General features: G+C 38.0%; 21 protein-coding genes, 1 tRNA gene and 1 pseudogene. 13 read left to right on the top strand and 10 right to left on the bottom strand.

Going from position 1 to position 26,701, the window contains the following annotated elements:
- Positions 1–115: 115 nt before the first annotated feature.
- Both IQ264_RS21705 and IQ264_RS21700 read right to left on the bottom strand, forming a co-directional pair.
- A complete protein-coding gene (locus IQ264_RS21705; RefSeq protein ID WP_193982887.1) occupies positions 116–340 on the bottom strand; it encodes a DUF2811 domain-containing protein in 225 nt (74 codons plus the stop codon).
- A gap of 581 nt (positions 341–921) precedes the next feature.
- Positions 922–2,547, bottom strand: coding sequence for an HD family phosphohydrolase (locus IQ264_RS21700; RefSeq protein ID WP_228061712.1), 1,626 nt, complete (start codon positions 2,545–2,547; stop codon positions 922–924).
- Positions 2,548–3,074: 527 nt separating this feature from the next.
- Between IQ264_RS21700 and IQ264_RS21695 the strand changes: the two genes are divergently transcribed.
- Positions 3,075–3,329: a hypothetical protein gene (locus tag IQ264_RS21695; protein WP_228061710.1), complete on the top strand. Its 255-nt coding sequence runs from the start codon at positions 3,075–3,077 to the stop codon at positions 3,327–3,329.
- A gap of 300 nt (positions 3,330–3,629) precedes the next feature.
- On the opposite strand, the gene IQ264_RS21690 is transcribed toward IQ264_RS21695, so the two are convergent.
- The 3 genes from IQ264_RS21690 to rsmA form a co-directional block, all read right to left on the bottom strand.
- Complete coding sequence (locus tag IQ264_RS21690; protein ID WP_193982885.1) at positions 3,630–3,974, bottom strand: DUF3082 domain-containing protein; 345 nt, start codon at positions 3,972–3,974, stop codon at positions 3,630–3,632.
- A 35-nt stretch (positions 3,975–4,009) separates the two neighbouring features.
- A complete protein-coding gene (gene ispE, locus IQ264_RS21685) occupies positions 4,010–4,954 on the bottom strand; it encodes a 4-(cytidine 5'-diphospho)-2-C-methyl-D-erythritol kinase (RefSeq protein ID WP_193982884.1) in 945 nt (314 codons plus the stop codon).
- Positions 4,955–5,068: 114 nt separating this feature from the next.
- Positions 5,069–5,932 carry a 16S rRNA (adenine(1518)-N(6)/adenine(1519)-N(6))-dimethyltransferase RsmA gene (gene rsmA / locus IQ264_RS21680; RefSeq protein WP_193982883.1) on the bottom strand — a complete coding sequence of 288 codons (864 nt, stop codon included), beginning with the start codon at positions 5,930–5,932 and terminating at the stop codon, positions 5,069–5,071.
- A gap of 140 nt (positions 5,933–6,072) precedes the next feature.
- On the opposite strand from rsmA, the gene IQ264_RS21675 reads away from it, so the two are divergent.
- The 10 genes and pseudogenes from IQ264_RS21675 (at position 6,073) to IQ264_RS21630 (ending at position 20,042) form a co-directional block, all read left to right on the top strand.
- Positions 6,073–7,869: a hypothetical protein gene (locus IQ264_RS21675; protein ID WP_228061709.1), complete on the top strand. Its 1,797-nt coding sequence runs from the start codon at positions 6,073–6,075 to the stop codon at positions 7,867–7,869.
- Positions 7,870–8,027: 158 nt separating this feature from the next.
- Positions 8,028–9,386 carry an urea ABC transporter substrate-binding protein gene (urtA, locus tag IQ264_RS21670; protein WP_193982882.1) on the top strand — a complete coding sequence of 453 codons (1,359 nt, stop codon included), beginning with the start codon at positions 8,028–8,030 and terminating at the stop codon, positions 9,384–9,386.
- 93 nt (positions 9,387–9,479) lie between these two features.
- A complete protein-coding gene (locus IQ264_RS21665; protein WP_193982881.1) occupies positions 9,480–10,637 on the top strand; it encodes an ABC transporter permease subunit in 1,158 nt (385 codons plus the stop codon).
- Positions 10,638–10,691: 54 nt separating this feature from the next.
- Positions 10,692–12,011, top strand: a complete 1,320-nt coding sequence (gene urtC, locus IQ264_RS21660; protein ID WP_193982880.1) for an urea ABC transporter permease subunit UrtC — start codon at positions 10,692–10,694, stop codon at positions 12,009–12,011.
- Between the two features lie 76 nt (positions 12,012–12,087).
- A pseudogene (gene urtD / locus IQ264_RS21655) lies at positions 12,088–12,831 on the top strand (urea ABC transporter ATP-binding protein UrtD); the annotation flags it as partial.
- A gap of 216 nt (positions 12,832–13,047) precedes the next feature.
- On the top strand, positions 13,048–13,803 hold the full coding sequence (gene urtE / locus IQ264_RS21650) for an urea ABC transporter ATP-binding subunit UrtE (protein WP_193982878.1): 756 nt from the start codon (positions 13,048–13,050) through the stop codon (positions 13,801–13,803).
- A 374-nt stretch (positions 13,804–14,177) separates the two neighbouring features.
- The gene (locus IQ264_RS21645) at positions 14,178–16,226 is read left to right on the top strand and encodes an ATP-binding protein (RefSeq protein WP_193982877.1); all 2,049 of its coding nucleotides are present in this window, start codon (positions 14,178–14,180) and stop codon (positions 16,224–16,226) included.
- Positions 16,227–16,259: 33 nt separating this feature from the next.
- Positions 16,260–17,180 carry an SPL family radical SAM protein gene (locus IQ264_RS21640; protein ID WP_193982876.1) on the top strand — a complete coding sequence of 307 codons (921 nt, stop codon included), beginning with the start codon at positions 16,260–16,262 and terminating at the stop codon, positions 17,178–17,180.
- Positions 17,173–18,489: a photosystem II assembly protein gene (locus tag IQ264_RS21635; RefSeq protein WP_193982875.1), complete on the top strand. Its 1,317-nt coding sequence runs from the start codon at positions 17,173–17,175 to the stop codon at positions 18,487–18,489. Before IQ264_RS21640 ends, IQ264_RS21635 begins: the two co-directional genes overlap by 8 nt.
- Before the next feature lie 167 nt (positions 18,490–18,656).
- Positions 18,657–20,042: a type IV pilus twitching motility protein PilT gene (locus IQ264_RS21630; RefSeq protein ID WP_193982874.1), complete on the top strand. Its 1,386-nt coding sequence runs from the start codon at positions 18,657–18,659 to the stop codon at positions 20,040–20,042.
- Between the two features lie 89 nt (positions 20,043–20,131).
- Here the strand turns inward: IQ264_RS21630 and IQ264_RS21625 are convergent, their stop codons facing one another.
- The gene (locus IQ264_RS21625) at positions 20,132–21,016 is read right to left on the bottom strand and encodes a carbohydrate ABC transporter permease (RefSeq protein ID WP_228061708.1); all 885 of its coding nucleotides are present in this window, start codon (positions 21,014–21,016) and stop codon (positions 20,132–20,134) included.
- An 18-nt stretch (positions 21,017–21,034) separates the two neighbouring features.
- Between IQ264_RS21625 and purN the strand changes: the two genes are divergently transcribed.
- Together purN and IQ264_RS21615 are read left to right on the top strand one after the other, a co-directional pair.
- On the top strand, positions 21,035–21,697 hold the full coding sequence (purN, locus tag IQ264_RS21620; RefSeq protein ID WP_193982873.1) for a phosphoribosylglycinamide formyltransferase: 663 nt from the start codon (positions 21,035–21,037) through the stop codon (positions 21,695–21,697).
- Between the two features lie 146 nt (positions 21,698–21,843).
- On the top strand, positions 21,844–22,482 hold the full coding sequence (locus tag IQ264_RS21615) for a histidine phosphatase family protein (protein ID WP_193982872.1): 639 nt from the start codon (positions 21,844–21,846) through the stop codon (positions 22,480–22,482).
- 129 nt (positions 22,483–22,611) lie between these two features.
- Here IQ264_RS21615 and IQ264_RS21610 read toward each other — a convergent pair.
- From IQ264_RS21610 to glyQ, 4 genes are all read right to left on the bottom strand, one after another.
- Positions 22,612–22,698 (bottom strand) — tRNA-Ser (locus IQ264_RS21610).
- 40 nt (positions 22,699–22,738) lie between these two features.
- Positions 22,739–25,033, bottom strand: coding sequence for a ComEC/Rec2 family competence protein (locus tag IQ264_RS21605; protein WP_193982871.1), 2,295 nt, complete (start codon positions 25,031–25,033; stop codon positions 22,739–22,741).
- Between the two features lie 15 nt (positions 25,034–25,048).
- Positions 25,049–25,528 carry a DUF4079 domain-containing protein gene (locus tag IQ264_RS21600; RefSeq protein ID WP_193982870.1) on the bottom strand — a complete coding sequence of 160 codons (480 nt, stop codon included), beginning with the start codon at positions 25,526–25,528 and terminating at the stop codon, positions 25,049–25,051.
- A gap of 53 nt (positions 25,529–25,581) precedes the next feature.
- Complete coding sequence (gene glyQ, locus IQ264_RS21595) at positions 25,582–26,487, bottom strand: glycine--tRNA ligase subunit alpha (RefSeq protein WP_193982888.1); 906 nt, start codon at positions 26,485–26,487, stop codon at positions 25,582–25,584.
- Between the last annotated feature and the right edge of the window lie 214 nt (positions 26,488–26,701).

Below are 26,701 nucleotides of genomic sequence, written 5' to 3'. Positions count from 1 at the left end.
GATGGGGAGATGGGGGGATGGGGGGAAATAATTTAACTAACTATCTCTTCAACTCTCCTCACCTCCCTACCTCCCCACCTCCCCATCTCTTCTTCCCTTCTGCCTTCTGCCTTCACTAAGCTGAATGGCGGAACAGGGTTTCTAAGTAGACTTGAGCGGCTCGACGATAGCTGCGTGATGCTTCTGGGGTCTGGCTGTCTCCATTTTGTAGCAGAAACAGTGACAGGGCGGCGGTGAAAACTCGGTCTTGATCCCAGTCTGGGTGAGTTTCTAGGTAACTTTTGAGGGATTCGTGTAGCGCTTCGGGGATTTCGGCAAGCATACAGACGTTGGTATTCATAGGATTCCTCTATAGGTTATGGATTGAAGGTTGATATGTTGAGTTGCTGGTGGCTGGAGTTGGTGAAAAACTTACATATCTATTGGCAACTAATTATGGGTTACTGAGAATTGACTACTGATGATTGGCTGTTGAATATATGGTGGTCGCATCATTTTCTGCGATCGGGGGGAGGGGTTGTCAATGATGCGAAATGTTACAAATACCCAGCTATAATTTTACAACTCACGGTGGAATGAGCTTTTTAGGTCAATATTCGTTACATTTCTTCACTAATTTTCCGTGTATCATGCCTACTATGTTCCCTTTGAGAAAATTCCCCAGTTAGACGGGAAGAGCTGATCTCTTCGTTCTCGCCTGTGGAAAACTAAGTGGATATTGTGGAAAAACCGGAAGTGGCTTGTGGAAACGTTGTGAAATCTGTGGGGAAAATTTTGGTTAAGAATAAGAATTGCAAAAATTGGAGATAGGGGATTGGGGACTGAGACAAGGGGACAAGGGATTGGGGAGATGGGGAGAGACGGGGGGACTCTTTAACTCAAAACTGCTCCCTTGCCCCTTTGCTCCCCCGTCCCCTGTTTCTACAAGGTGTGACCTAAGACTTGGAAAACTTGGCGTTGATGAAAGAGTTCTACTAAGCCAATGTTGAGTTTGCCTTTGTTGGCTTCTTGTTTGAGGATTTGTAGGGTGGTTTCTACAGGTAATTTGCGTTTGTAGGGCCGATCGCTCGCAGTTAATGCGTCGTAGATGTCGGCTATGGTTAAGATTTGCGTTTGCAGGGGTATTTCTCCTATTGCTAAACCGTGAGGATAACCACTGCCATCTAATGTTTCGTGGTGTCCGGCAGCGATTAGTGGTACTTGTTGTAAGTTTTTCGTCCAAGGGATTTGTTCGAGGAATTTGTAGGTGTGGGTAACGTGAGCTTGGATCGCTTTTCTTTCTTCTGGTGTCAGGTTTCCTCTTGGAATCAATAACTGTTCCATTTCTTCTAAAGAAACGAGTGGTTTTAATTGACCATCAATATCACGATATTTATACTCGGATAACTCTGTTAATTCTATCAATGCTTCTTCTGATAATTCTTGAAATCGCTTGGTTGCAATTGCTTCTGGTTCATTAGTTTCTAATAATAATTTCCAGTAATGATTGAGTTTGGTGATTTTTAGCTGAAGTTCTGTATCAATTTTTGCTAATTCCTCGCAGTGGGTGCAACTCAATTGATTATTGTTGCTTTCATGACGATGAAATGGAGAGTTAAGCAGTTGGTTAAATTTGGTTTCTGCACATTCTAATTCTAGGGTACGTTGTGCTAAAGCGAAACGATGGCGCAATACTTCTAGTTGTTCTGGATAAAGCTTTTTTCGCTTTTGTAAAATTCTTTCGGGAACGCAGACTTTACCAAAGTCATGTAATAAAGCAGCGTAGCGAATTTCTTGGATTTGAGACTCATTAAAATATATAGATTTAAATTTACCTTTGGTAATTGAGGTAACTTCTTCACTTAAGCGGACGGTGAGTTCAGCTACTCGTTCTGAATGACCGAAAGTTGTGGGATCGCGTAGTTCAATCAGATGCACTGAGGCTTTTACAAATCCTTCAAATAAGTTTTGAATACTTTCTTGTAATTGATTGCGTTCAATAGAAATGGCTGCTTGAGAAGCGAGACTTTTAACTATACGTTCTTCCCAATTAGAGTATGGTTGAGTAACGGTAATGGCGTTTTCAGATGTGATAACAGTATCTCGTTTAATTTTGCGATTTATCAGTTGAATTACGCCAATAATTTCTCCGTTTTGGTCTTGCATTGGCAAAACTAAAACCGATCGCGTGCGATAACCAAAGCTCTCATCAAAAGTTTTGTCTATTTGGTAAGGAACATTTTTTGGTAAATGATAAGCATCTGGTAAGTTTAAATTTTTTCCTGTGAGTGCCACATATCCAGCTAAACTATTTTGGGTAATGGGCATGGCAAATTCTTTAAATGTTGCCTGTGATAAGGAGTCATTCTGTGCAACTTTAAATACTAATTTAGGAATACAATCTTTTTGGTCAATGAGATAAAGACTACCTGCGTCACTATAAGTAATTTCGCGGCTTTTTGTTAAAATAAGATTGAGTAATTCTCCTAAATCTTGGCTGCTGGAAAGTGCTGTACCAATTGCCAATAGCTGCTCAATTAATTCAACTCGTTTGCCAACTTCTAACATTTGCTCCTGCTGTGGGGGAGAAGAAAGTTTGTCATCCAGAAGTATCATGTATTTTTTCCCTGATTTTTAAGACTATTTACAATTTTAAAAATACTCTTTACCCTAATAGAATTGATTGGAGCCAAATTTTTAAATTAGCTAGTTTTGGGCAAGTTATTTTAGTTTTAACACATAAATAGTTTATGTTTATTTAATATTTTTTAGTTTTTAACCAAAAAATATTTTACAATATCTTTAAATTCTAGCTAGTAATGTACCAATTACTTTTCTCTTACACCCTATCTTATCTCTTAGGAGGATTGACAAGATCCATCTCACAGAATTTTTACTTATAAGAATATAGACAGGTATCCTACTTCACAGCTCAAATGTTAAGTTATGACTCAGTTTCTTGACCTGTTTAGCCAGAATTTTGTAATTTTGAATACAGAATTAATTAGATTTTAGACCATTGACTGAGGAAAACAGTTCCAGCGAAGCCTGGGAAAGCCTTAGCAATGGACTGCTTACCTTAATTGCGAGGAAGGATGATGAAACTCGACATATATAAGTCGGAGGTTGGTACAGGTTTGCCTTCCTATTCCTGGGATTGGTTGACAGAAAATGAAGAGCATCCGCTACCCCAGGAATTACAACCGTCTACTTGGGTGAAACTTTTGGAAGTTCCCAGTTCTTTCAGTTTCGACGAAGCATTGTTGTTGTGTCAGTGTGACTCAGACTCTTGGTTAGCTTGGATTCCCGATCATGGTGAAACTGTGCTGCATAGAAGTCAGTTTTGTTAAAAAGTCGGTTATCGGAATCGCTGAGTGGGAGATCTGCTGAGGGAAGAGAACAGGAAGGTTAAGAGTTTGCAGGGGCGGATTTTGCCCAGATATCTTTGTAAGTGACAAAGATTTTGTACTAAACCCGTCTTTACAGAGTTTTAAGTTGTTAAGGCAATTTAATTTAAGAGTTATAACTTAACACTCAAAAGTAACGCTTTCACCTTTTCCCAGTTTGGTTTGGTAGTTAAAAAGTTTAAGTGAAATCCCATTTTACCTACGTCATGATAAATGCGACGTAGGTTTTTTATTGCCTAAAATTCAGTTTTTTGGTGAGGAAGTTTGCTGTTTTAATTGCTGAATGGTGACTTGAATAGCTAGGGCTAAAAGTCCAAGGGCGATTAAGCTAAAAACGCCTATTGCTAAGGTGCTGATGCCGATAATTAAGGTACGAACGGCAGATGTAATGTTAACAACAAGATAGTTTGAGGAATGAATTGGACGATCGACAAAATATTGAGCAATGGAAGAATTGATAAAGAAGCAACCGATCGCCATTGTTGCGGCAACTATGGAACCAATTATACAGCGTAAAATGCTGGGTGGGTTGGTGTCGGTTTCCGTTGCGGAAGAGTTGGATTTTTCGGTAGGTGTTGGTTCGTTCATGAGTCAAAAGAAAGAAATTTTCTGCGTAAATTAACTTAGTTTTCTACGGTTATTCCTGTTGGGCGAAATCTGGTAATCCAGAGGTCTAAATCGGGATTTTTCAGTTCATTTTCCACTTGAATTTTTACTTCTTGGGCTTGAGTATTTGATTCAACAAGGGCAAATACTGAGGGACCCGATCCTGACATCATTGTGCCCAAAATATTTTGTTTTTGAAATGCTTGGCGCAGTTGTTCTACTTGGGGATGGGCTGGTAATACGACTCTTTCTAGGTCGTTGTAAAGAGATTGACCGATTTTTATGCTATCTTTGTGGGCGATCGCACTTACTAACGCACCTGAATTTACTTTAGTCGATCGCTCTTTTATAGTCGAAGTATCACAAGCATAACTATTACCAAACTTTTCTCGATAAGTAGTGTAAGCCCACGCTGTAGAAACTCCTAAACTGCGATATTTTGCTAAGACAACATAAAGGTTATCTAAAGCTGGTAATGGCGATAATATTTCTCCTCTTCCAGTAGCAATTGCTGTGCCTCCTGCAATACAAAAAGGTACATCAGAACCAAGTAATGCGGCTAATTCTTGTAATTCTGATTGGGTTAATCCTAAGTTCCACATTAAGTCTAAACCTACTAAGATTGCAGCAGCATTTGTAGAACCTCCTGCTAACCCAGCAGCCACAGGAATTCGCTTATCTATATCAATATCAATTCCACCGAATTGGGCAAAGGCTTCAGGAAATTGTTCTGCCATTAATTTAGCTGCACGATAGGCAATATTTGTGTGATCTAATGGTACTTCAGGATGCGAACAATGCAGGCGGATATTATCAGTACCGTTGGCATTAATTTCAATATGATCGGCTAATTCTATGGTTTGCATAATCATTGCCAATTCGTGATATCCATCAGGGCGTATCCCTAAGATTTCTAGATAAAGATTGATTTTGGCAGGGGCAATTAAGGTGTAAGAACGCATTTGTTTGACAGTTTTTAGGTGAAGTCAGAAGGTTGGTGAATTCAAGTTTTTACTTTTTTAATAAATTAGTGCAGTGTAGCAGAAATGATTGAGCAGTTGAAAACAGCTAAAAAGCTAATTATAAAAGCCTTCTTCACTTCTGCCTTCTGCGTTCTGCCTTGTGCCTTCTTGCATTAGTTTGTTGCTTAATTCTACCCATTGTCGCACGCTGAGGTCTTCGGCGCGAGCTTGGGAATTTATTTCTAATTGTTCCAGAATTTGGGTCAAACGATCGCGTTCTACCACACTTTTTAAATTATTTCGTAACATTTTCCGTTTCTCTGCAAAACCGATTTTGACTAAACTATCTAAAAATTTGGGATTTTCAGCAGGGTAATGAATTTGCGGATGTAAACGTACTACGGCTGAATCAACTTTTGGGGCTGGATAAAAGTCTTTGGCTGGTACGGAGTATATTAACTCACAATCTGCTAAGTATTGTACTCTAACTGATAAAGCTCCAAAGGCTTTTGATGATGGTTTAGCATATAATCTTTCAGCAACTTCTTTTTGCACTAATAATACGATTAAATCGTAAGGTTTAGTTGCGGGTTTAGCTATTTTACCTAAGAGTTTTTCTAGAATCGGCCCAGTAATATTGTAAGGAATATTGGCAACTACTTTATTGGGGTTTTGAAATTGAGGAAAGTTAGCTAATTGGGTTTCTAAATCGAGGGTGAGAATATCTCCTTGTAACAGCAGAAAGTTTTCTGTTTTACCCAGGCTTTTAGCTAATTTTTCGCACAAGTCGCGATCGATTTCTACAGCCACCACTGACTCGGCTAAAGGTAAAAGATAGCGGGTTAAATTGCCTGTTCCGGGGCCAATCTCTAAGATGCGATCGTTTTTACTTATTTCGGCTGCTTTGACTATTTCATTTAAGGCTTTTTCACTCTTTAGCCAATGTTGAGCAAATTGTTTCCGAGGACGAACAGACATGATAATTTTAGATTAGAGAGCTTCGATGATGCAAAAATATGGGAAGATACTAATTGTAGCGTATCAGAGACACATAGCAAATTTTTTTGACCCAAGGCTGTTGAAAATATTAACTACTAGCTTTTTTAGAGGTGTTATTAATGTCTAATTCTCCAATTTTAGAACCTCGAACAATTAGTAATAGCGATGGGTTAAATGAATTTAACAGTTTGTTTAATCAGGATGCTGCTAAGGCTGATGATGCAGCTTTAAAACTTAAAGTTTATTGGCAGAGGTGGGCAATAGCTTTTGATGCTCAATCGTTTGCACCAACGGAAAATAATGCAAAAATATTAATTGGTAAAAAGCTGGCTTTAGAGGTGGAAACGGCTAAGTTTAAAGTTGCAGAAACACTTAAGTTAGCTTTGGCTGGGGAAACAGTAAAAGCGCCTGTTAGTCCAGCCACAAATCCTGTGAGTAATGATGAAGCAATAGCAATTTTTTATTCTATTTTTAAAAGTCGAGAAGTAGCAGACAAGGAAGTAGCAAAGTTAGTCAATACTTGGGATAAATGGTCGATCGCATTTGGTGGAGAAATTTTTGCTGCTGATGATTACAATGCTAAAGTTGTGGCAGGAAGATTAATTGCCAAGGCAATGAAAGATGCCAGAACAAAAGTTACTAACGCAATTATGCAAGCAATTGCTGGAAAGCAGATTTCTCCGTTTATTGAGATAGAAAATTCAGGAATTAATCTATTACCAATGGAATTGGAACAAGCGAAAGATAGATTAAAAGTTTATAAAAATTTTTTCACTGTTGCCCTTAATAAAGGATCGAAAGATGAGCATTTAGCTTTGTTATATCAAGGCGTACAAAGTTCTCCGTATAAAGAAGAAATTAAAGATTATCCCCAACGTCTATCTACTAAAGATTATCAGAAATTAGGGGCAAAAAAAGAGTCAGAAAAACCCGGAAAGTTTAGTCCTTATCCTCAAGTGGGACAACTGCCACAAATTGATGACAAAGGTTTAGATTTCTTGCATGAAGATATTCAAGAAGCTTGTGTTTGTGTGGCGAGTTTTGAAACCGGAAATTTACTAACTCATTGGTTAGGGAGAAATGCTTTAAGAAAAGGTCAATTTTGGAGTGCGACAAAAATTTTACCCATTCTTAATGTTGTCTCTAGAGTTAATGCTAATTCACCGAATACTGATGTTGATGATTGTGTGATTCGCGATCGCGATCGGCGCAAAAGAGATGTACCATTTTATGAGTTAGTCTGGGATGTGGTTAGTTATGGCGATCGTATAGCTAGTTCTAATTCCTTAGCAGCTATGTTCAAGCGCTTCGAGACTCGCCAAGGATTAGAAAATTGGGTAAAAAAAATCACTGGAAACAAAAACTTAGAATTTCGTGGCAGATACGGTGAACCACCTTATCTCGATCGTCCAGAAATTTACGATTTAAAGCGAAAAAAAGTTGTATTGTCTAGCACCTCAGAAGGTACTTCCGGTGAAAATTTAGTCACCGCTTATGACTTAACTCGCTGCGTTACACTGTTAGGTTGGCATCAACATCTACCTTTAGAAATAAAATTACTAAATGCTCAATGGAATAGTTTAGAAAGCATCGTTAGGGCAATGGGTACCGATGCCTGTCGTTATACGGATTTAGCAATCAAGCAACTAGGATTAGATAAAAAAATTCGTTCTCCAGTAATTATTTCCAAACTGGGAAATGGCAATAGCGATAGTAGGAATAGATACGAAATCGTTTATGTGATGCTGATACAATTCATCGATGAACTTTCTCAGAATGAAAACAATTCACCTAAATTGAAAAGTTTTGCTTTAACTCTTAGAGGTGCAAGCAAAAATGCCGTGCAACTTGACGCGAGAATGGCAGCCGAAGTAACAGAAATTTTGCGGCGAGTAATAACTGATGAGCTAGTGTGAATTGTAAAAAATTCTTAAGAGTTGGAACAAAATGTTACTTAAATAAATTTTGTATTCAAATATACTAAAAGTCTGAGTAAGAGGGTCTAATATAGCAAATTTCAGTCACAAATCCCCTATCTACAGACTGATCAATTTGAGGAGTGGAATAAAAACGAATGAGCAGAAAAATTAGTCGGCGCAAGTTTATTTTGTACGGTTCTGCCACTTTGGGGACAACTATTTTATTGAAAGCTTGTGGTAGTAATACAACTCCTACAGCACAAACCCCCGCAGCAAACACAACCCCCGCAGCAAACACAACACCCATAGCAAACACAACTCCTACAACAGCACCAGTAGCTGCTAGCGGAGATACTATTAAAGTGGGAATTTTACACTCTTTAAGCGGCACAATGGCAATTAGTGAAAAGAGTGTTGTCGATGCTGAACAATTAGCAATAGAAGAAATTAACAAATCTGGCGGTGTTTTAGGTAAACAAATTCAACCAATAGTTGAAGATGGCGCTTCTGACTGGCCGACTTTTGCCGAAAAAGCTAAAAAATTAATTGACCAAGATAAAGTGGTTACTATTTTTGGTTGTTGGACTTCTGCTAGTCGTAAAGCAGTGTTGCCAGTTTTTGAAGAGAAAAAACATATGTTATGGTATCCTGTGCAATACGAAGGACAGGAATGTTCCAACAACATTTTCTACACTGGTGCTGCACCCAATCAACAAATTGAACCTTCTGTAGATTGGCTGTTACAAAATAAAGGAAAAGAATTTTTCTTAATCGGTTCAGATTACGTTTTTCCCCGGACTGCTAATACAATTATTAAAGCGCAGGTACAAGCTAAAGGCGGAAAAATTGTTGGGGAAGATTATTTACCTTTGGGTAGTACCGAAGTCACCCAAATTATCAGCAAAATCAAACAAGCTTTACCGAATGGTGGCGTAATTTACAATACTCTCAATGGTGATAGCAATGTAGCATTTTTCAAACAAATGAAAGATGCTGGATTGACACCAGATAAATATCCTACAATGTCCGTTAGTATTGCGGAAGAAGAAGTTAAAGCCATTGGAGTTGATTATCTCAAAGGTCATTACGCGGCTTGGAATTATTTCCAAACAGTTGATACACCAGAAAATAAAAAGTTTGTTCAAGCTTTCAAAGCTAAATATGGCGCGGATAGAGTAACAAACGACCCAATGGAAGCGGCTTATATTGCTGTTTACTTGTGGAAACAAGCAGTGGAAAAAGCTAAAACTACTGACATTGAAGCCGTGAGAAAAGCTGCTTTAGGGCAAACTTTAGCTGCGCCAGAGGGTAAGGTTACTATGGACAATAACCACCATATTTATAAGACGGTTCGCATTGGTGAAGTAGGCGAAGATGGCTTGTTTAAAATTGTCTCTGCTAGCACTGCACCTGTTAAACCTATACCCTGGAATCAGTTTGTAGCAGAAACTAAGGGGTATTCTTGCGATTGGTCTGACCCCAGCAAAGGAGGAAAATTTCAAGTTAAAAGTTAAGAACTAAATAGTTTTTGGGTGGGCTTGGCTCACCCATTTTACTAATTCAAAAGCTTTGAGAACGGTTGATTAAATTTGGGAGGTAAAGGTGCAGTGGTAGAATTTTTAAATGTGATATTTAGCGGAATTAGTATTGGTTCGGTATTATTAATTGCGGCGTTAGGATTAGCCGTAGTTTTCGGGTTGATGGGTGTAATTAATATGGCGCACGGCGAGTTAATTATGCTAGGCGCTTATACAACTTTTGTCGTGCAAAATGTTTTTAAAGGTTTGGGAAGCCCTTTATCTGAAACATATATTATTTTGGCGATACCAATGGCTTTTTTAGTCACAGCTTTGGTGGGATTATTATTAGAAAAAGGTGTAGTGAGATTTCTTTACGGTAGACCATTAGAAACTTTGTTAGCAACCTGGGGTGTGAGTTTAATTCTGCAACAGTTTGTTCGCAGTGTTAACTGGGTTCTAGTAATTGGTATTACATTATTTTGTTTGTTGTTTTTTGGTGCTTGGTGGGTGGTGTCTCGTCGCCCAGATTTTGACAGAATTCGCAACTTGTTTTTCACAATAATGCTACCGTTATCAGCAGCTATATCAGCAGTAGTAGGTGTGGTGTTAGCACAAACTTACAAATTAGCTGTTACTCAACCTTGGTTTGGTGCCCAAAATGTTAACGTTACTGCACCTAAATGGTTACAAGGTGGTTTAAATATTGGGGATTTGCGACTTCCTTATACCAGGCTATTTATCATTTTTCTAACTATTTTATGCGTGGCAGGAATTTATTATTTTTTCCAACGTACAGCATGGGGTTTAAGAATTCGCGCAGTTACGCAAAATCGCAGTATGAGTTCTTGTTTAGGAATTCCCACTCAAAAAGTGGATGCTTTAACTTTTGCGTTAGGTTCGGGTTTAGCTGGAGTGGCTGGTTGTGCAATTAGTTTGTTAGGTTCTGTTGGGCCAAATACCGGACAAAATTATATTGTAGATACATTCATGGTGGTAGTTGTTGGTGGTGTCGGAAAGTTAGTCGGTAGTATTGTGGCAGCACTGGCAATTGGTACGGTTAGTTATATTATTGGTTCCAATGCTTTAGCACCTTTACTATCACCAATTCCACCTTTAGCCGATTTCTTTGGTTTCTTTGCAACTACTAGTATGGCAAAGGTTATGGTATTTGCTTTGATTATTGTCTTTTTACAAGTGCGTCCGGCTGGTTTGTTCCCGCAAAAAGGTCGCACGGTGGATGCTTAATTGTGTTTTAAGTGTTTGGGTAATTAGAGTCTGTTGATTAGTCAGGAGGGGAGAATGAAAAAAGAGGAAATTAAGGCAAATACTCAAAAGATTTATCACTTTCCTCGCGTGCGGAAAAGAACAGAAAATTGGCAAGGTAAGGAAACTGTTGTTGAACCTGTAGCTGCAAAGGATACGGTGCCAAAATTCCAGGGTTTAAAGTTAAAATATCCCGTTTATACTAAACACAAATCTATTTTAATAGAAGCGGGAATTGTGGGTGCGATCGCTCTAATTACCATCTTCCTCATCCCTCCATTACTAACCGTTGTTGGACAAGCATTTCGAGTCGGTTTACTGGGACGTTTTCTCGCTTTAGCAATTGTTGCTTTAGGAATTGACCTCATTTGGGGTTACACCGGAATGTTGAGTTTAGGTCATGGAGTATTTTTTGCTTTGGGTGGTTACGCCTTAGCAATGCACCTACAATTAGCACCTTTAGAACCTGGTCGTTTACCAGAATTTATGGGTCTTTACGGTGTACATGAATTACCCTGGTTTTGGCAACCTTTTTACTCTTTTCCTCTCACCATCATTGGAATAATAATTATACCAGCTTTACTGGCAGCACTATTGGGTTATTTAGTATTTCGTAATCGAATTCGAGGCGTTTATTTTTCGATTTTAACCCAAGCAGCGACGATCGTTTTTTTCAACTTCTTTAACGGACAACAAAAACTATTTAACGGCACAAATGGTTTAACAAATTACAAAACTTTCTTGGGTTTGGAAGTTAACGCACCGCAGACTCAATTCTTATTTTATGCACTTACAATCATACTTTTAGCCTTAACTTACGGCTTTTGTCGCTGGTTGACTACTGGGAGATTTGGACGTTTACTTGTGGCAATTCGGGATGATGAAAGTCGGGTGCGCTTTTCGGGATACAACCCCACAGGATTTAAAGTTTTAGTATTTGCAATTTCTGCCGGACTCGCTGGAATTGCTGGAGCATTGTACACTGTCCAAACCGGATTAATTTCTCCCAAAGCAATGGATATTGCCTTTTCTATTGAAATGGTAATTTGGGTAGCAGTGGGAGGTCGCGCCACATTAATTGGGGCAATAATCGGTGCAATTTTAGTTAACTTTGCCAGAAGTTTGTTAAGCGAACAATTCCCCGAAATTTGGCTATTTTTCCAAGGAGCATTATTCTTAATAGTGGTGATGTTGTTACCTGATGGTTTAGTCGGTTGGTGGCGTTCTCAAGCTGTTAACCAAATTAGAAGATTATTGGGAATTAAACAGCAAGTTACCTATCCCAGTTTAGAAACTGACCCAGAAGTGCAGCAGGAAAGGGAAGAGTTAACTGGGAAATTAGGGACTGGGGATTGAAATGACAGGCAAGATGCCTGTCCTACAGGTCTGGGAAAAATTTCTACAAATGACTAATGATTGATGACTAATTACCATGAACGCAAAAATTTTAGAAATTGACAATGTTACTGTAAGCTTCGGTGGCTTTAAGGCGCTGAAAGGATTAAATTTTAACTTAGACCAAGGGGAATTAAGAGTAGTAATTGGCCCTAATGGTGCGGGAAAAACTACTTTTTTGGATGTGATTAGTGGAAAGACGAAACCAACGGAAGGCGAAGTCTATTTTAAAGGCAGAAATATTCAGAGTTTTGCAGAACATGAAATTGCTCGTTTGGGAATAGGGCGAAAATTTCAAACACCTCGCGTTTATCTCAACCTGACACCTAGAGAAAATTTAGAACTTGCTTGTAACCGGAATAAAAATGTTTTTGCTACTTTGTTGCGAGCAAATTCTAGTGATGAATACCGCACTGTAACTGGTTTATTAGAAACTATTGGTTTGAGTAGCAAAGCCAATGTTTCTGCGGGGTTACTTTCTCATGGAGAAAAGCAAAGGTTGGAAATTGGGATGTTAGTAGCGCAATCGCCAGATTTATTATTGGTAGATGAACCTGCGGCAGGGTTGACTGATGAAGAGACTTATAATGTGGGTGAATTACTGTTGGCTTTGGCAGAAAGTCATTCTATTATTGTGATTGAACATGATATGGAATTTGTGCGGCAAATTGCTAATAATAAGGTAACGGTTTTACATCAAGGTTCGGTGTTATGTGAAGGTAATATTGAAGAGGTGCAAAATGATCCGCAGGTAATTGAAGTTTATTTGGGTAAACAAGAAGAAGAAATTGAAACAAAAGAGATAATCACAGAAGAAGAAGAGAAAATTGCATTATTAGAAATTACAAAAGAAGAAAAAATGTCAGTATCAGAAATAATTGAAAAAAAAATCGCAGTTTCAGAAATCACTGAAAAGGAAAAGAAAATTGAAGAAGTTTAATTTACAGTTGTCGATCGATTAGTTAATATCTAGAAAATTTGATTGAAATTGGCAAAAATGGTATCAGTAAATAAAGCGATCGCATTCCAACCAATCTCTCCTAGAGAAATTTTACTACAAGTTTCTGGAATAAATGTTTATTATGGCGAAAGTCACATTCTTCGGAATGTAGATATCACCATTTCTAATGGACAAATGGTGTGTCTAATTGGTCGTAATGGTGTAGGCAAAACTACTTTATTAAAAACCATTATGGGGTTGCTTAAATCTCGTACTGGTACAATAAGTTTTGCAGGTGAATCTATTACTGGTAAATCTCCCGATCGAAGAGCAAAAATGGGAATTGGTTATGTTCCGCAAGGTCGAGAAATTATTCCGCGCTTAACGGTGGAGGAAAATTTATTACTTGGTTTTGAAGCATTACCAAAAGGTAGAAAAGGTAACGAAAAGATTAGCGAAGAAATTTTTGAATTGTTCCCGGTTTTAAAAACAATGCTGTGGCGGATGGGTGGAGATTTAAGCGGTGGACAGCAACAACAATTAGCGATCGCCAGAGCACTAATGGCAAAACCTCGGCTATTAGTTTTAGATGAACCTACCGAGGGAATTCAACCATCAATTATTTTGGAAATAGAAGCAGCTGTACGCCGCATTGTCCAAACTACAGGAATTTCTGTACTACTAGTTGAGCAACACTTACACTTTGTCCGCCAAGCCGATCGCTACTACGCAATGCAAAAAGGTGGTATTGTCGCCTCTGGTGCCACTAGCGAACTCAGCCAAGATGTAATTCAAAAGTTTTTGGCTGTATAGTTGGAAAGATAAACAATCATATCAAAATATACATAAATGCTCTATAAAGAATTATAATTTATAGGGCTGTTTTATACATCATCAAGAATAATAATTACTGTTAACTTTTGATGACTTCGGTTTCAGGAATTGTTTTATTAAAGTAATAATTGAATTGCTAGATCCAGACGACGATCTTGCCAGCTAGCTTTGCTTAGCTGGTATCATTTGATAAAACTTTAGTCTTTGCCTATCTACCAAGCAAATGTAATCACAAATTCTCGGAAAAGTGGCGCAAACTCATAGTGAAATATAGGCGAATCAAGATCAAAATAATTACAATTTTGCAAAGGCTCCAAACTAAAATTTTGCTGTATACCTTTGGAGCGTCTCTATTGCCCATTTTATTTTTGCTTAGTGCAGCTTGGCAATTTGTCTATCAGCCTTTGATTGATTTAGAAAAAACCCGACTTGATGACCAAATATTAGCTTTTCGCGGATATACATCTGCTACTGCTCAAGGATTACAAGATGTAGCCAAAAGTTTTGCCTATTGGACAGATTTATATGAGGCTATTCCTCAGCGGAAACTTTCTTGGATTCAAGCAGAAGTTGTTGACTCATTACTTTTATCTACAAGTGTAAATATTGTCCAAGTAATGAATCGTCAAGGTGAAATTTTGGCTCAACAAGGAGAAATTTTACGATCGCCTATCCTGCAAGAAAAAATTGCAGCTATGAGTGTTCAAGGAAAGTTGGTACAGCAATTAGTCACAATCAACGATCGTAAACTAATAATTTTAGTAGCAGCGCCAGTTCTCCGTACAGATCGTACCGGAAATTCTTCAGGAACTTTGATAATTGGTCAAAGTCTAAATCAGGCTTGGTTGGAAAAGTTTTTAAGTTTCTCTCAACCTACTACTAAATTAAAAATAATTTCTCTAAATGGCAAATCAATCATCTCTCTTGATAAGAAAATTAGGAACAATTCAGCTAATGAGCATATATCAATTAAAGGATTTTTACCTGTAATTAAAAACAGAGAGTCTATATATCAGATCGATCAAAAAACAGGAGAAAACATTATTTACGCCCCCTTAAATTCTAAAGGTAATGTAGTAGCGGTCGCCAAAATCCAAATTAATTCTCAATATTTTCAACAAGCATACTTAGTCCTCACTCGCATAGTTTCAATTGGGTTAATATTAGCAATTATACTTTGCATAACTGTAGCCAACTTATTAGCAAAACAGATTGGAGTACCAATTAATCAATTAGCGAAACGGAGCAAAACATTAGCCGCAGGTGATTTAGATACACCGATTCCTGGTGTGGGTACTGGTGGCGAATTAGGACAATTAGCCAGTGCTTATCAAGAGATGGCAGCCTCTTTAAAATCACTCGTTAATGACCTTGAAAATAGAGTAGCAGAACGCACTTTAGAGTTAGACATTGCACGTCAAACCTTAGAAGAAAGAGTAGAACAAAGAACCAAAGAACTTTGGCAAAAAAATCAGGAATTACAAACAGCTTCCCAACAATTACAACAACTAAACTCAGAATTAACAGTTAAAGCCGAACAGTTAACTGATGCTTTAAGTAACCTTAAAAAAGCTCAAGCTCAACTAATTCAAACAGAAAAAATGTCTAGTTTAGGGCAATTAGTTGCTGGAGTTGCCCATGAAATTAATAATCCAATTAACTTTATTCATGCCAACCTTAGTTATGTCAGCACTTATAGTCAAGATTTACTTAATATCGTTAAACTTTATCAGCAACGTTATAAAGATCCAGAAATTGAAAAACATCTTGAAGAAATAGAGCTTGATTTTATCACAATTGATTTGCCTAAAATTATTTCTTCCATGCAATCAGGGTCCGATCGCATTAGCCAAATTGTCCTAGCGTTACGGAATTTTTCTCGCTTAGACGAAGCCGAAATGAAACTAGTTAACTTGCATGAGGGCATTAATAGCACTTTGCTAATTTTACAAAATCGCCTACATTTAGGCGAACAATATCCAGATATTCAAGTAATTAAACAATATGGATATTTGCCATTAATTGAATGTTATCCTCGACAAATTAACCAAGTATTTATGAATATTATTGGCAATGCTATTGATGCTATTAAAGAATTAGCTGAAAAGCAATCAAAAGAAAAATCCAACCTTTTTAAACCTACCATTATCATTCACACTCAAAAAATAGATGCTCAATGGATCAAAATTAGATTTTGGAATAATGGGTCAATAATTTCGCTCAATGTTATTAGTAGAATATTCGATCCATTTTTTACCACAAAACCTGTAGGTAAAGGCACTGGATTAGGACTTTCTGCTTGCTATCAAATTATTGACAAACATGGAGGCACAATAGATGTTACTTCAGACCCCGAACAAGGAACGGAATTTGTAATCTTATTGCCGATTAAAACTAATTAAATTATTATAATATTCAAAATGGTAAATTTTCAAATGCCTCAAACACAATACGAAGGATACTCTCAAGGTAAATATATTATCGCTGTACGAGAAAAGTTTGGTAGCACCAATGTTTATGCTAAAAATGCACAATCGCTCCTGAACAAAGCAACAGGATTTATTGATTACTATGATTTCACTCTCAATCCTTATCGAGGTTGCCAATACGGATGCAGCTATTGTTATGCTGCTGCATTTAGTCCTAATTCTGAAATGCGAAAAAATTGGGGAAGTTGGGTAATTATTAAGCAAAATGCTGCGGAAATTTTAGAAAAAGAACTAATTAATTGGAATAACAAAAATCCGCAACGACATCCAATAATTTATATGAGTACAGTCACCGATCCTTATCAACCAATTGAATCAAAACAAAAATTAACCCGTTGCTTATTAGAAATATTAGTTAAATATCAACCAATTTTAGTAATTCAAACTCGGAGTCCAATGATTACTAGAGATATTGATATTTTGCAAAATTTTGAAAAATTAAGAATTAATATGAGTATTCCCACTGGCAGCGAACAAGTTAGAAAAGATTTTGAACCGCGATCGCCAAGCATCCCTGCTAGACTAAAAGCTATTGGTAAACTCAAACATAGTATTCCTTATCAAAAGAATCACGACATAAGATTTTCAGTTACTATTACTCCTCTACTACCAACCTTTCCCCAAGACCAATTAAAGTTTATTAAGAAATTAGAAATTGTAGACCGCATAGTAATTCAAGAATTTCACGCCACTAGTAAACGTTCTCTCGTCGCCGGAACTAGGGAAGAAGCTTTAGCTATTAAACAAAAATATTCTTGGTGGTATGATGATGAAAAAACTAGTTATTTAAAGTTCAAGGAGAAACTAAACTCTCTCCTCTGTGGAGTAGAAATTAAAGAAGGTAAAGAAGGATTTGGTTATGATTAATTTAATTGTTAATTTCTGGCGTTCTGTTAAGTTATGTCTAGCTTTATATCAGGGTAACACTACCCTTGCAGAAAAAATTTTACACCAAATAGAACAATCAGGCGCAAAGTTAACATGGATAGAACAATTATTTCGCGATCGGCTACAAAGCGAGAGAAATTTTCGTACTTATCGACAACAAATTGCTGCACAACACCGACAATTAAATGAATTTCGCCAAAAACTTGAAGACTTAGAACTAAATACCAAACAATCTCCTAGCAATTTATTAACTCCTATACCAGAATTTATAGAATTATTATCTAAAAAGTTTAAATTAATTGAACATGATGAAAGTATGGTTCAATGTACAGGAATCGATCGTAGTATTTTTGATGAATTTGAAGCCAAATTAGCTGATTTCATTAAAGATGAGTTTAACAGATTGAGTGAGAGAAAGAATTTTTATTTATCGCTTGAAGATGCAATTGAAGACATTAATTTGCTGAAAAGTGGACAAGACCCTCAATATAAATTTGAACTGAGTCCTCATGTTTATTTAATGAGGTATTTTTTAGATAATGTTTATTGTGCTTATCTGTCTTGGTTTCTCATTTACAAATCAGGCTTATTACCAACTAAAATTAATGTACTTGATATAGCTGCTGGTTCTGGTACAATTGCTTACGGATTGGCTTTATTATTACAAAGTATTACTGAGTTTTCTACCTTAGATACTCAACATATTTCATACTATTCTCTGGAGCAACATAAGGATTTTCAGTATCGCGGATTACAGTTTTGGCGTTCCTATATAGAAAGACAAAAAATAGCCACCAATGCTTATTTTCGTTTTGATACTTCCAGCATTTTTGATTATAATTGTCAATCTAGAAAAATACCGCTAAATTTTTTTGATTTTATTGTCATTTCGCATTGTTTCTTTTCTAATCCAGAAACAAGAATCAAATCTCAAACTATTTATCAGCAAATATTTAGCAATCATTTGAAAAAAAATGGCTATGTATTATTAATAATCCAAGATAAAAAATTATTAAAGGCTTATAATGTTCGACAAAGTGAAGATCCTCAGCAAGAAGAACTTACAGTTAAAACATTTGTAGAAGATTTAGGATTAAAGTTAGTTTGGTATCAGTATTTAACTTCCCGATATAGCAGAAAGCCAATTAGTAATTTTGGCAAATTTGCAAGAGAAAATTTAGCTTGTCAAAAATTTATGAGTCCACTGCTACGTCAGTACTTTAAATTGAATTTTGACTCTAACTACACATTAGATGATTATGTAATTTTAGCCCAATCTTTAAATTAGGATTACACAAACAGATTTTATGATACTTGATGAACAATTTTAAGGCATAATTTCGCACATCATAGAAACCTGATATATTAAACTTGCATATCTCATCAGTATAAAGTAAAAAGCGTCTACACCGATCGATCGCCAAACACAAAAAAGAACCAAGCTGATTATCTTCTATGTTCAAAATTCTTAAAGCCCCCACTGTACCAGTTCCACCATTACAACGCTTTTCGGTTATAGGAACAGCCGACACTATCCATGCTGGTAAACCTTTAATATTAGTTATAGACAATCAACTTAAAGTCACAACTCCAGCTATTAGTAGTGAAGGAACTTGGCGTTTTGATTTAGCATTACACCAGCCTGGAAAACACCAGTTAGCAATTTTATTAGATAACGATCGCCTAGAACTTTCCATTCAAATAGGTACAACAGTAACCTCTGAAACTGAAATAACAAATCAAACAAATCCTCAGCAAATTCCTCATTTTCAGTCAAATCTCATTTCTTTAGAAAAATTAGTACAAGAAGCCTACGAAAAAGGATTTTCTGACATTCATTTATGTGTTGGTAAAGCCCCACGATTTCGCAATCGCGGACAAATGGAAGTCAGTAATTACCCTGTAACTGATGAAACTACATTTATTAATTGGCTGCACGAAATTATTACAGAATCAGAAATTAAACAATTTCAAGAAACATTAGATTTTGATGGTGCTGCAAGTTATGGTTTTGCGCGAGTGCGAATAAATATTTTTAAAACTCTCAAAGGTTCGGCAATGGTGTTGCGGTTAATTCCCTTAAGAATTCCCAGTATTAGTGAATTAGGTTTACCAGAAGTATTCCAAAAAATTTGCCATTATCACAAAGGGTTAGTATTAGTTACTGGCCCTACTGGGTCGGGTAAATCAACAACTTTAGCAGCTATGGTAGATTACATTAATCGTACCATGAAGAGACATATTATTACCATTGAAGACCCGATCGAATTTATTCACGAAGACCGCAAATCTGTAATTAGTCAGCGAGAAGTAGGCATTCACACCGTCGAATTCGATCGCGCATTAAAAGCCGCATTAAGAGAAGATCCAGACGTAATTTTAATCGGAGAAATGCGCGATCGATCTACAGTAAACACCGCTCTCAAAGCCGCACAAACAGGACATTTAGTTTTCGGGACATTACACACAAACAGTGCCACTAAAACCATTGAAAGGATTCTAAACCTGTACGAACCAGACGAACAAGAGCCAATGCTGAGTCAACTTTCAGAATCCTTAGCCGCAATAATTGCTCAAGCTTTATTGCGAACTACCGATGGTAGACGTGCTCCAATTCATGAAATTTTAATTAACACCGATACAGTCAAAGATTATATTAAACGTGGCGAAGTTGAAGAAACAGAATCAATAATGAAAAAAGGAAGTTACGATGGTATGTGTACCATGTTGCAATCGATTCACAACCTTTATTTAGAAGGTCGAATAACTGAAGAAACAGCTATGGAAGCCGCAGATAAACCCAACGAAATGAGAATTTTACTCAGCGGCGGAGAAATTTAAATTGGGGACTGAGAAAAGCAGAAGGCAGAAAGTAAAAATTTCCCTTGTCCCCTTGTCCCCTCTGCCCCTCTGCCCCCCTGCCTTGAAGCTTACTCCTCTCCCCAAACTCGTAATTGTAAATACACCAAAACCAGAGTTACTGCTAACAAAACCGTTGCCGCAGCTGCTGCATAACCAAAATCAAATTGAGCAAAAGCTTGGTCATAAATATAGTAAACTAACAAATTAGTAGAATTTAACGGCCCACCACCTGTAATTATATAAACTTGTTCAAAACTTCTCAAAGTAAAAATTGCTGTAGTTACAGTTGCAAATACTAAAGTTGGTCTTAAACCAGGTAAAGTAATATGCCAAAATTGCTGCAATTCATTAGCACCATCTAATTCCGCAGCTTCATAAAGATTAAGAGGAATAGTTTGCAATCCTGCCAAAAATACTACTAAATTAAAACCTAATTGTTTCCAAATACTTAAGAGAATTAGTACAGGCATTGCCCAAGTAGTACTGCCTAACCAAGGTATGGGATTGATGCCAAAATCATTTAATAAATTATTAAGTGGCCCATCAGTTTGAAATAACCAGCGAAATCCTAAACCAGCTGCTACTAAACTAGTAATAGAAGGTATAAAATAAGCTGTTCGTAATAATCCTCTTAACGCCAGCGATCGATTCAAGAACACCGCCAAACCTAAAGGAATAATTAAGCTAGGAATTACTGTAGCTACAGTAAAGTAAATAGTATTACCAATGACTTGCCAAAAGTCAGAAGTGAGAATCAAGCGCAAGTAGTTTCTTGCACCTACCCAACGCACACCAGCCGCAGAAAAGTTTCCCGCAGTAAAACTAAGGTAAAACAGATAAAAGATCGGCCATAAAATGAAAACACCAAGTAATATGAGTGCTGGAGTTAAAAAAATCCAAGCAGCGATCGCATCATCGTCCAACCAGGATTTACCATATATTTTGAGCCGCAAAATTGCCTCCCTTATGTTATGAATTTCAACAACACATCTGCTGATTCTACCCCTTGCTTAATTTCACCGTCGATTCCTCCCAACCTTTTTATTCAAGGTGAACCGCTAAAATTAGGTATCATGGCTTCTGGGAGTGGCACAAATTTTGAAGCAATTGCCCAAGCGATCGCAAACAAACAGCTAAACGCCCAAGTCCAAGTCATCATTTATAATAATCCCGAAGCCAAAGTAGTTGCTAGGGCAGAACGTTGGGGCATTCCCTCCATCCTCATCAATCATCGTAACTTTAAAAGTCGTGAAGACTGCGACGCACAAATCGTCGAAACACTCCGCCAGCATCAAGTAGAATGGGTAGTCATGGTAGGTTGGATGCGCGTCGTTACCCCAACACTTCTGAACGCTTACTCCAAACGAGTACTCAACATTCATCCCAGCTTATTACCCAGCTTTAAAGGTATACGTGGCGTAGAACAAGCCCTAGCTGCTGGAGTACAAATTACAGGTTGCACAGTTCACATAGCCGTACCAGAAGTCGATAGTGGGCCAGTTTTAATCCAAGCCGCCGTTCCCGTGTTCCCCGATGATACCCCAGAAACCCTACACGCCCGAATTCAAGTACAGGAACACAAAATTATTGTCGCTGGAATCGCCTTAGCCGCTGCTCAATCTGCTGACTGGTAATGCTAAATTACCCTGTTAGTAGTTACTTTGCTGCAACTCTATCAATTTCTGGTTGTGCGATCGCGCCTCCTGCTAAAAAGCTTAACAAAAAGCTTTTTTCCTTACAGTCTTCTTAAAGTGTTATTCCAATTTAAAAGCTTTGCCCAATGACTTTGACATTATATTTTCTCCGACATGGGGAAACACCTTATACCAAGACGGGAGCTTACTGCGGGAGCCTCGATCCTGAACTCACTTCCGAAGGGAAGCAAATGGCTGAAGCTTTTGCCGCAGCTTATCGAACTTTACCTTGGGCAGGAGTTTATGTGAGTCCAAGGAAAAGAACGATCGCAACTGCTCAACCCTTATGTGCCGCCATCGGAGCCGAAATGCAAATGAGAGAAGGGCTCAAAGAAATGGATTTTGGCAAATGGGAAGGAAACACGCCAGATTGGGTTAGAGAAAACTATCTTGATGATTACATCAATTGGATGACCGAACCTTCTTGGAATGCTCCCACTGAAGGCGAAACCGCTGTAGAAGTAGTGAGCCGAGCAATATCAGTCATCGCAGAAATTGAAGCGCAATTTTCTACTGGCAATGTTTTGATTGTCGCTCATAAAACGACGATTCGGATTCTTCTTTGTAATCTACTAGGAATTGATTTAGGACGTTATCGCGATCGCATGGAAGTGCGCGTAGGTTCAGTTAGTGTAGTGAAGTTCAGTACTTATGGGCCATTACTCCAAAGATTAGGCGATCGCGCCCACCTGAATGAAGCCTTGCAGTCTCGTGCGGAAACTTGATCAATTGGTAGTACGACCAAGATCCAATTCCGAGTCTACATTAATAGCTCAAATATTTTCATTTGTTACCGATGACAAAAATTAGTCACTGTACAACAGTAATACTGTGGAGGCCACTGCCACATTCAACGGAGAGGGTGGGATTTGAACCCACGATGACGTTGCCGCCATAGCGAATTTCGAGTCCGCCGCATTCAACCACTCTGCCACCTCTCCATTAGGTAAGCATAGATAATTATATCATTTTTATTTAATTTTACAGCAGCGCACTGTAACCTTCTGTCAATTCCAAAGTAGTTTCAAACCTTCCACTCGGTTTCCACTGAACTGCGCCATCTTTACCAGTAATGAACAACTTAATTTTGGCTTGATTAACATTAGCCACAGTTTCTAAATCAACCGTATCCGCAGAAACAATCACTACTTTTGGTTGTACCACCTTTAACAGCTCTGCTGTAATTCGTTGTCCAGATGTCCACAATACATCAACTTTGGGAAACTTTTCCGTAATTAATAATTGTTTTTGTTCCTCAGATTTTAATGTACCAATGAATAACCAATTTTGGCCATCAATTAAAAGTTGTAACATAGGGACTTCACTATTAATTAGCCTTGTTAAACTTGTCCCAAAATTCATAATTTGACCAAGAGTTAAAGATTGATAATTACCATGACGTGCTTGCAAAATCTGCTGAATTTCTGTTTTTCCCGGAGAAGTATTATCTACCGATGAACTACTGTAGAAGTTACCAATGGGTAAATGTGCCAAAATAGTTAACCAACCGCTTTTATTATCAATTGTTGTGTCAGTAGCGATCGCCCAATCAATTTTATTTACACCTTGATGTTGTAAAAAAGGAATAATATCGTATCTAGCCGTACTACCATCACCACTATTAACTAAAGTCACCTTTCCCTTATCTTGAATGACTAAAACAGGTTGGTTCCCAGCTTCTAAGATAGTTGCTTGAAACAAAGCAGTTTGCGTTTGCCAAACTGGAATAACGATAACGGTTACTGCCAATAAACCAGCGAACCACCAATAATTCCGCCACCAACGCAATAAAGAAACTAAAGCAATTAATATATACAAAACTAATAGCTGATATTGGGAAATCGCCCCAACTGCAACCGAATTTCCAGGTAACTCATAGAAGAATTCTACCAACGAAATTAGCCAATGCGTAGGGTAATAAAGTAACCAAGCAATGGAACCACCTGCGCTCGGCCAAAGTACCCCCAAAATAGCACTAACAAATCCACCTATACTCAGAATACTTACAAATGGCGTAGTAATTATATTAATTGGAATACTATATGGTGAGATAATTTTAAAAACATATAATTGTAAAGGCAAAGTCCAAATAGAAGCAGCAATTGGAATAGCGATCGCTGCCGCTAAAACTGGGGGCATCCAGTCCAATCTTTTGCTAATAGCTGGTACTGTTACCAACAATCCTAAAGTTGCCAAAAAACTCAATTGAAAACTTAAATCCCAGATCCAAGTAGGATTTAACAGCAGTAAAAAAGTTGCCGCAAATAATAAAGAGCCTATAGGTTTAATTTTCCTTTGGAGCAACGGAGCAATTAAAGCCGCAGTCCCCATTACTACTGCCCTTAATATAGGTGGTTGTGGCCCAGTTAAAGCCAAAAAAATTCCTAAAGCTATCACTCCAGCGATGAATTGCGATCGCACTGATAAACTTTTAGTCAACAACAAAACCACATATAAAATTAACGATACCTGAAATCCTGAAGCCGCCAAAGTATGAGCCAAACCAATTCTAGTAAACCGATCCTTAAGTTCCACAGGCAGATAAAAATTAACTGATTGACTACCCAGAACCATTGCACTTACCAAAGGCCCTTCAGGAATTCCTAAACCGAGAGTATGAGAACGAATAATTCTTTGTCTAATTGCCCACCAACCAACTTTAGGACCCTCTTCCTCAGTCAAAAACTCTACTTTTCGACCTGCCAAACCAGCAAAAGCACCTTCTTGGGCTAAATAACTACGAAAATCAAAACCACCCGGATTACTGACTAATTTAGGTTTATACAACCTACCCATGACAGCAATTCTTTGATTGGTATGTATACCAGTTGCTTGCAATAAAGGCACAGTAACATATAATTTTCCCGAAACTTTTTTACCCAAATCTATCGAACCATCTTTACCAACTACCTCATTCAGCTGAGTTGCTTCTAACCAAAATTGCGCCCTTCTTGTGCGAGTCAGGCGAGGCATACTTTTTACGGTACCCCTTACCGTGACCAACTCTTCCATAGCTTTATTGTCCCGGCTAATATCAATAGTTGCAGGTTGGGGTATTCTCACCTGAAAATATAAAGCTGCTGCTAATCCTACAATTCCAGCTACTAACCAAATCCAACGTTTTGGCCCTTTGCGCCAGAATTTAGGCACAACTAAAGTTGCTATAATTCCCAAAACTAGTACAACAAATCCTCCCCAAGGAAAGGGAAATACTGTAGATAGCAAGCCAACTATGTAGGCTAAACAAAGAATAAAAGCAATACTGGCTGAATTCATGTCAAAAGTTTAGTTTTAGATGGACAAACCCAGCTTTAATCCCAAAACTGCATGAAGAAATAACAAACACAGTGCTGCACTTCCCAGATAAGCATGAATTGTGCGAAGTGCGAATTTGTTACCACCAAACTTACTGGCAGAAATCGCACCATTAATGCCCAACAAAATTAGCACAATTGAACCTGTCCAAAAATGAGGGCTTTCCAAAATTGGCTTATATTGCATAACTAAAGACAACAATCCCCCGGTGTAGCCTAGTGCCAAGAATAAAAACATCCAAGGTGCTAGTTTACGATGGTCAGAACGACTTTTCAGTGCAATTTCTTGATCTGCAACTACTCGTCCGCGCCATCCTACTAACCCGACGAAGCTACCCATAACAAAAATAACGATCGCCATCATTACCGGATGTCCCCAATGTTCGATCGGTTTAGGAATACCCAAAGCTCTAAACTGTGCTGCGATCGGTTCTAAAAGCTCATTCAGATTAACCATACTTCCTAACTATCTCAATTAATAGATATTGATCTGCTTACCTCACCAATTAATTAAGATACCAGTTCCAGATGCGATTGCAGAGATGGTTGCGACCTCAGTAATGGAAAACCCAGTTTTTCTCTTTGTTGTACATAAAGCTGCGCCACTTGTCTCGCCATACTCCGAATTCTGCCAATGTAGCGAGTCCTTTCCGTCACAGAAATTACACCTCTAGCATCCAGTAAGTTAAAACTATGAGAACACTTTAAAACATAGTCCAAGCTAGGTAGAACCAATCCTCTAGCAATTAATTGTTCTGCTTCCTGTTCATACAAACCAAACAAAGTAAACAGCAATTCTGGATTAGAAGCTTCAAAATTATAAGTACACTGTTCAATTTCCCCTTGCAAATGCACATCTCCATAAGTAACATCATCTGTCCATTGAATTTCGGTGATTGCCGACTTTTGCTGGAGATACATCGTTAACCGTTCTAATCCATAAGTAATCTCGATCGAAACTGGACGACAATCAATCCCACCACACTGCTGAAAGTAAGTAAACTGAGTAATTTCCATCCCATCCAACCAAACTTCCCACCCAGTACCCCAAGCACCTACCGCCGCATCCTCCCAGTTATCCTCCACAAAACGCACATCATGCTCTTCGGGGCGAATCCCCAAAGCCCTCAAAGAATCAAGATAAATATCTTGAATATTGTCTGGTGAAGGCTTAATCAGCACTTGATACTGATAATAATATTGAAACCGATTCGGATTCTCCCCATAGCGCCCATCACCCGGACGACGACAAGGTTCCACATAAGCAATAGACCAAGGTTCTGGCCCCAGCGCCCTGAGAAAGGTATGAGGATTCTTTGTTCCTGCACCTTTCTCAATATCGTAGGGTTGGGCAATTAGACAATTGCGATCGCTCCAGAACTGATTCAGAGTGGCAATAATTGATTGAAAATTCACAACTTTTCCTTGATTGAGTACTTCAACTGTTTCTCTCACTCAATTATTCTGCCCTAAAACTGCCTCTACATGGGAGTTATAGGCTTACCAAAATTTTTTTTGCCGAAAAGCTTGACAAAGCGTATTAGGGTTGATAGATTAGTAAAGCGGTCGAGAGGAAGCCGAGCGAAAGTGAAGCACTCAAGACGCGCCCGAACCTAGAAAAAAGTATAGT

The organism is [Phormidium] sp. LEGE 05292, assembly GCF_015207735.1.
Classification (GTDB): Bacteria; Cyanobacteriota; Cyanobacteriia; order Cyanobacteriales; family Aerosakkonemataceae; genus Floridanema.
Note: the sequence above shows the minus strand (reverse complement) of the source record. Positions and strands in the feature narration are given on the sequence as shown.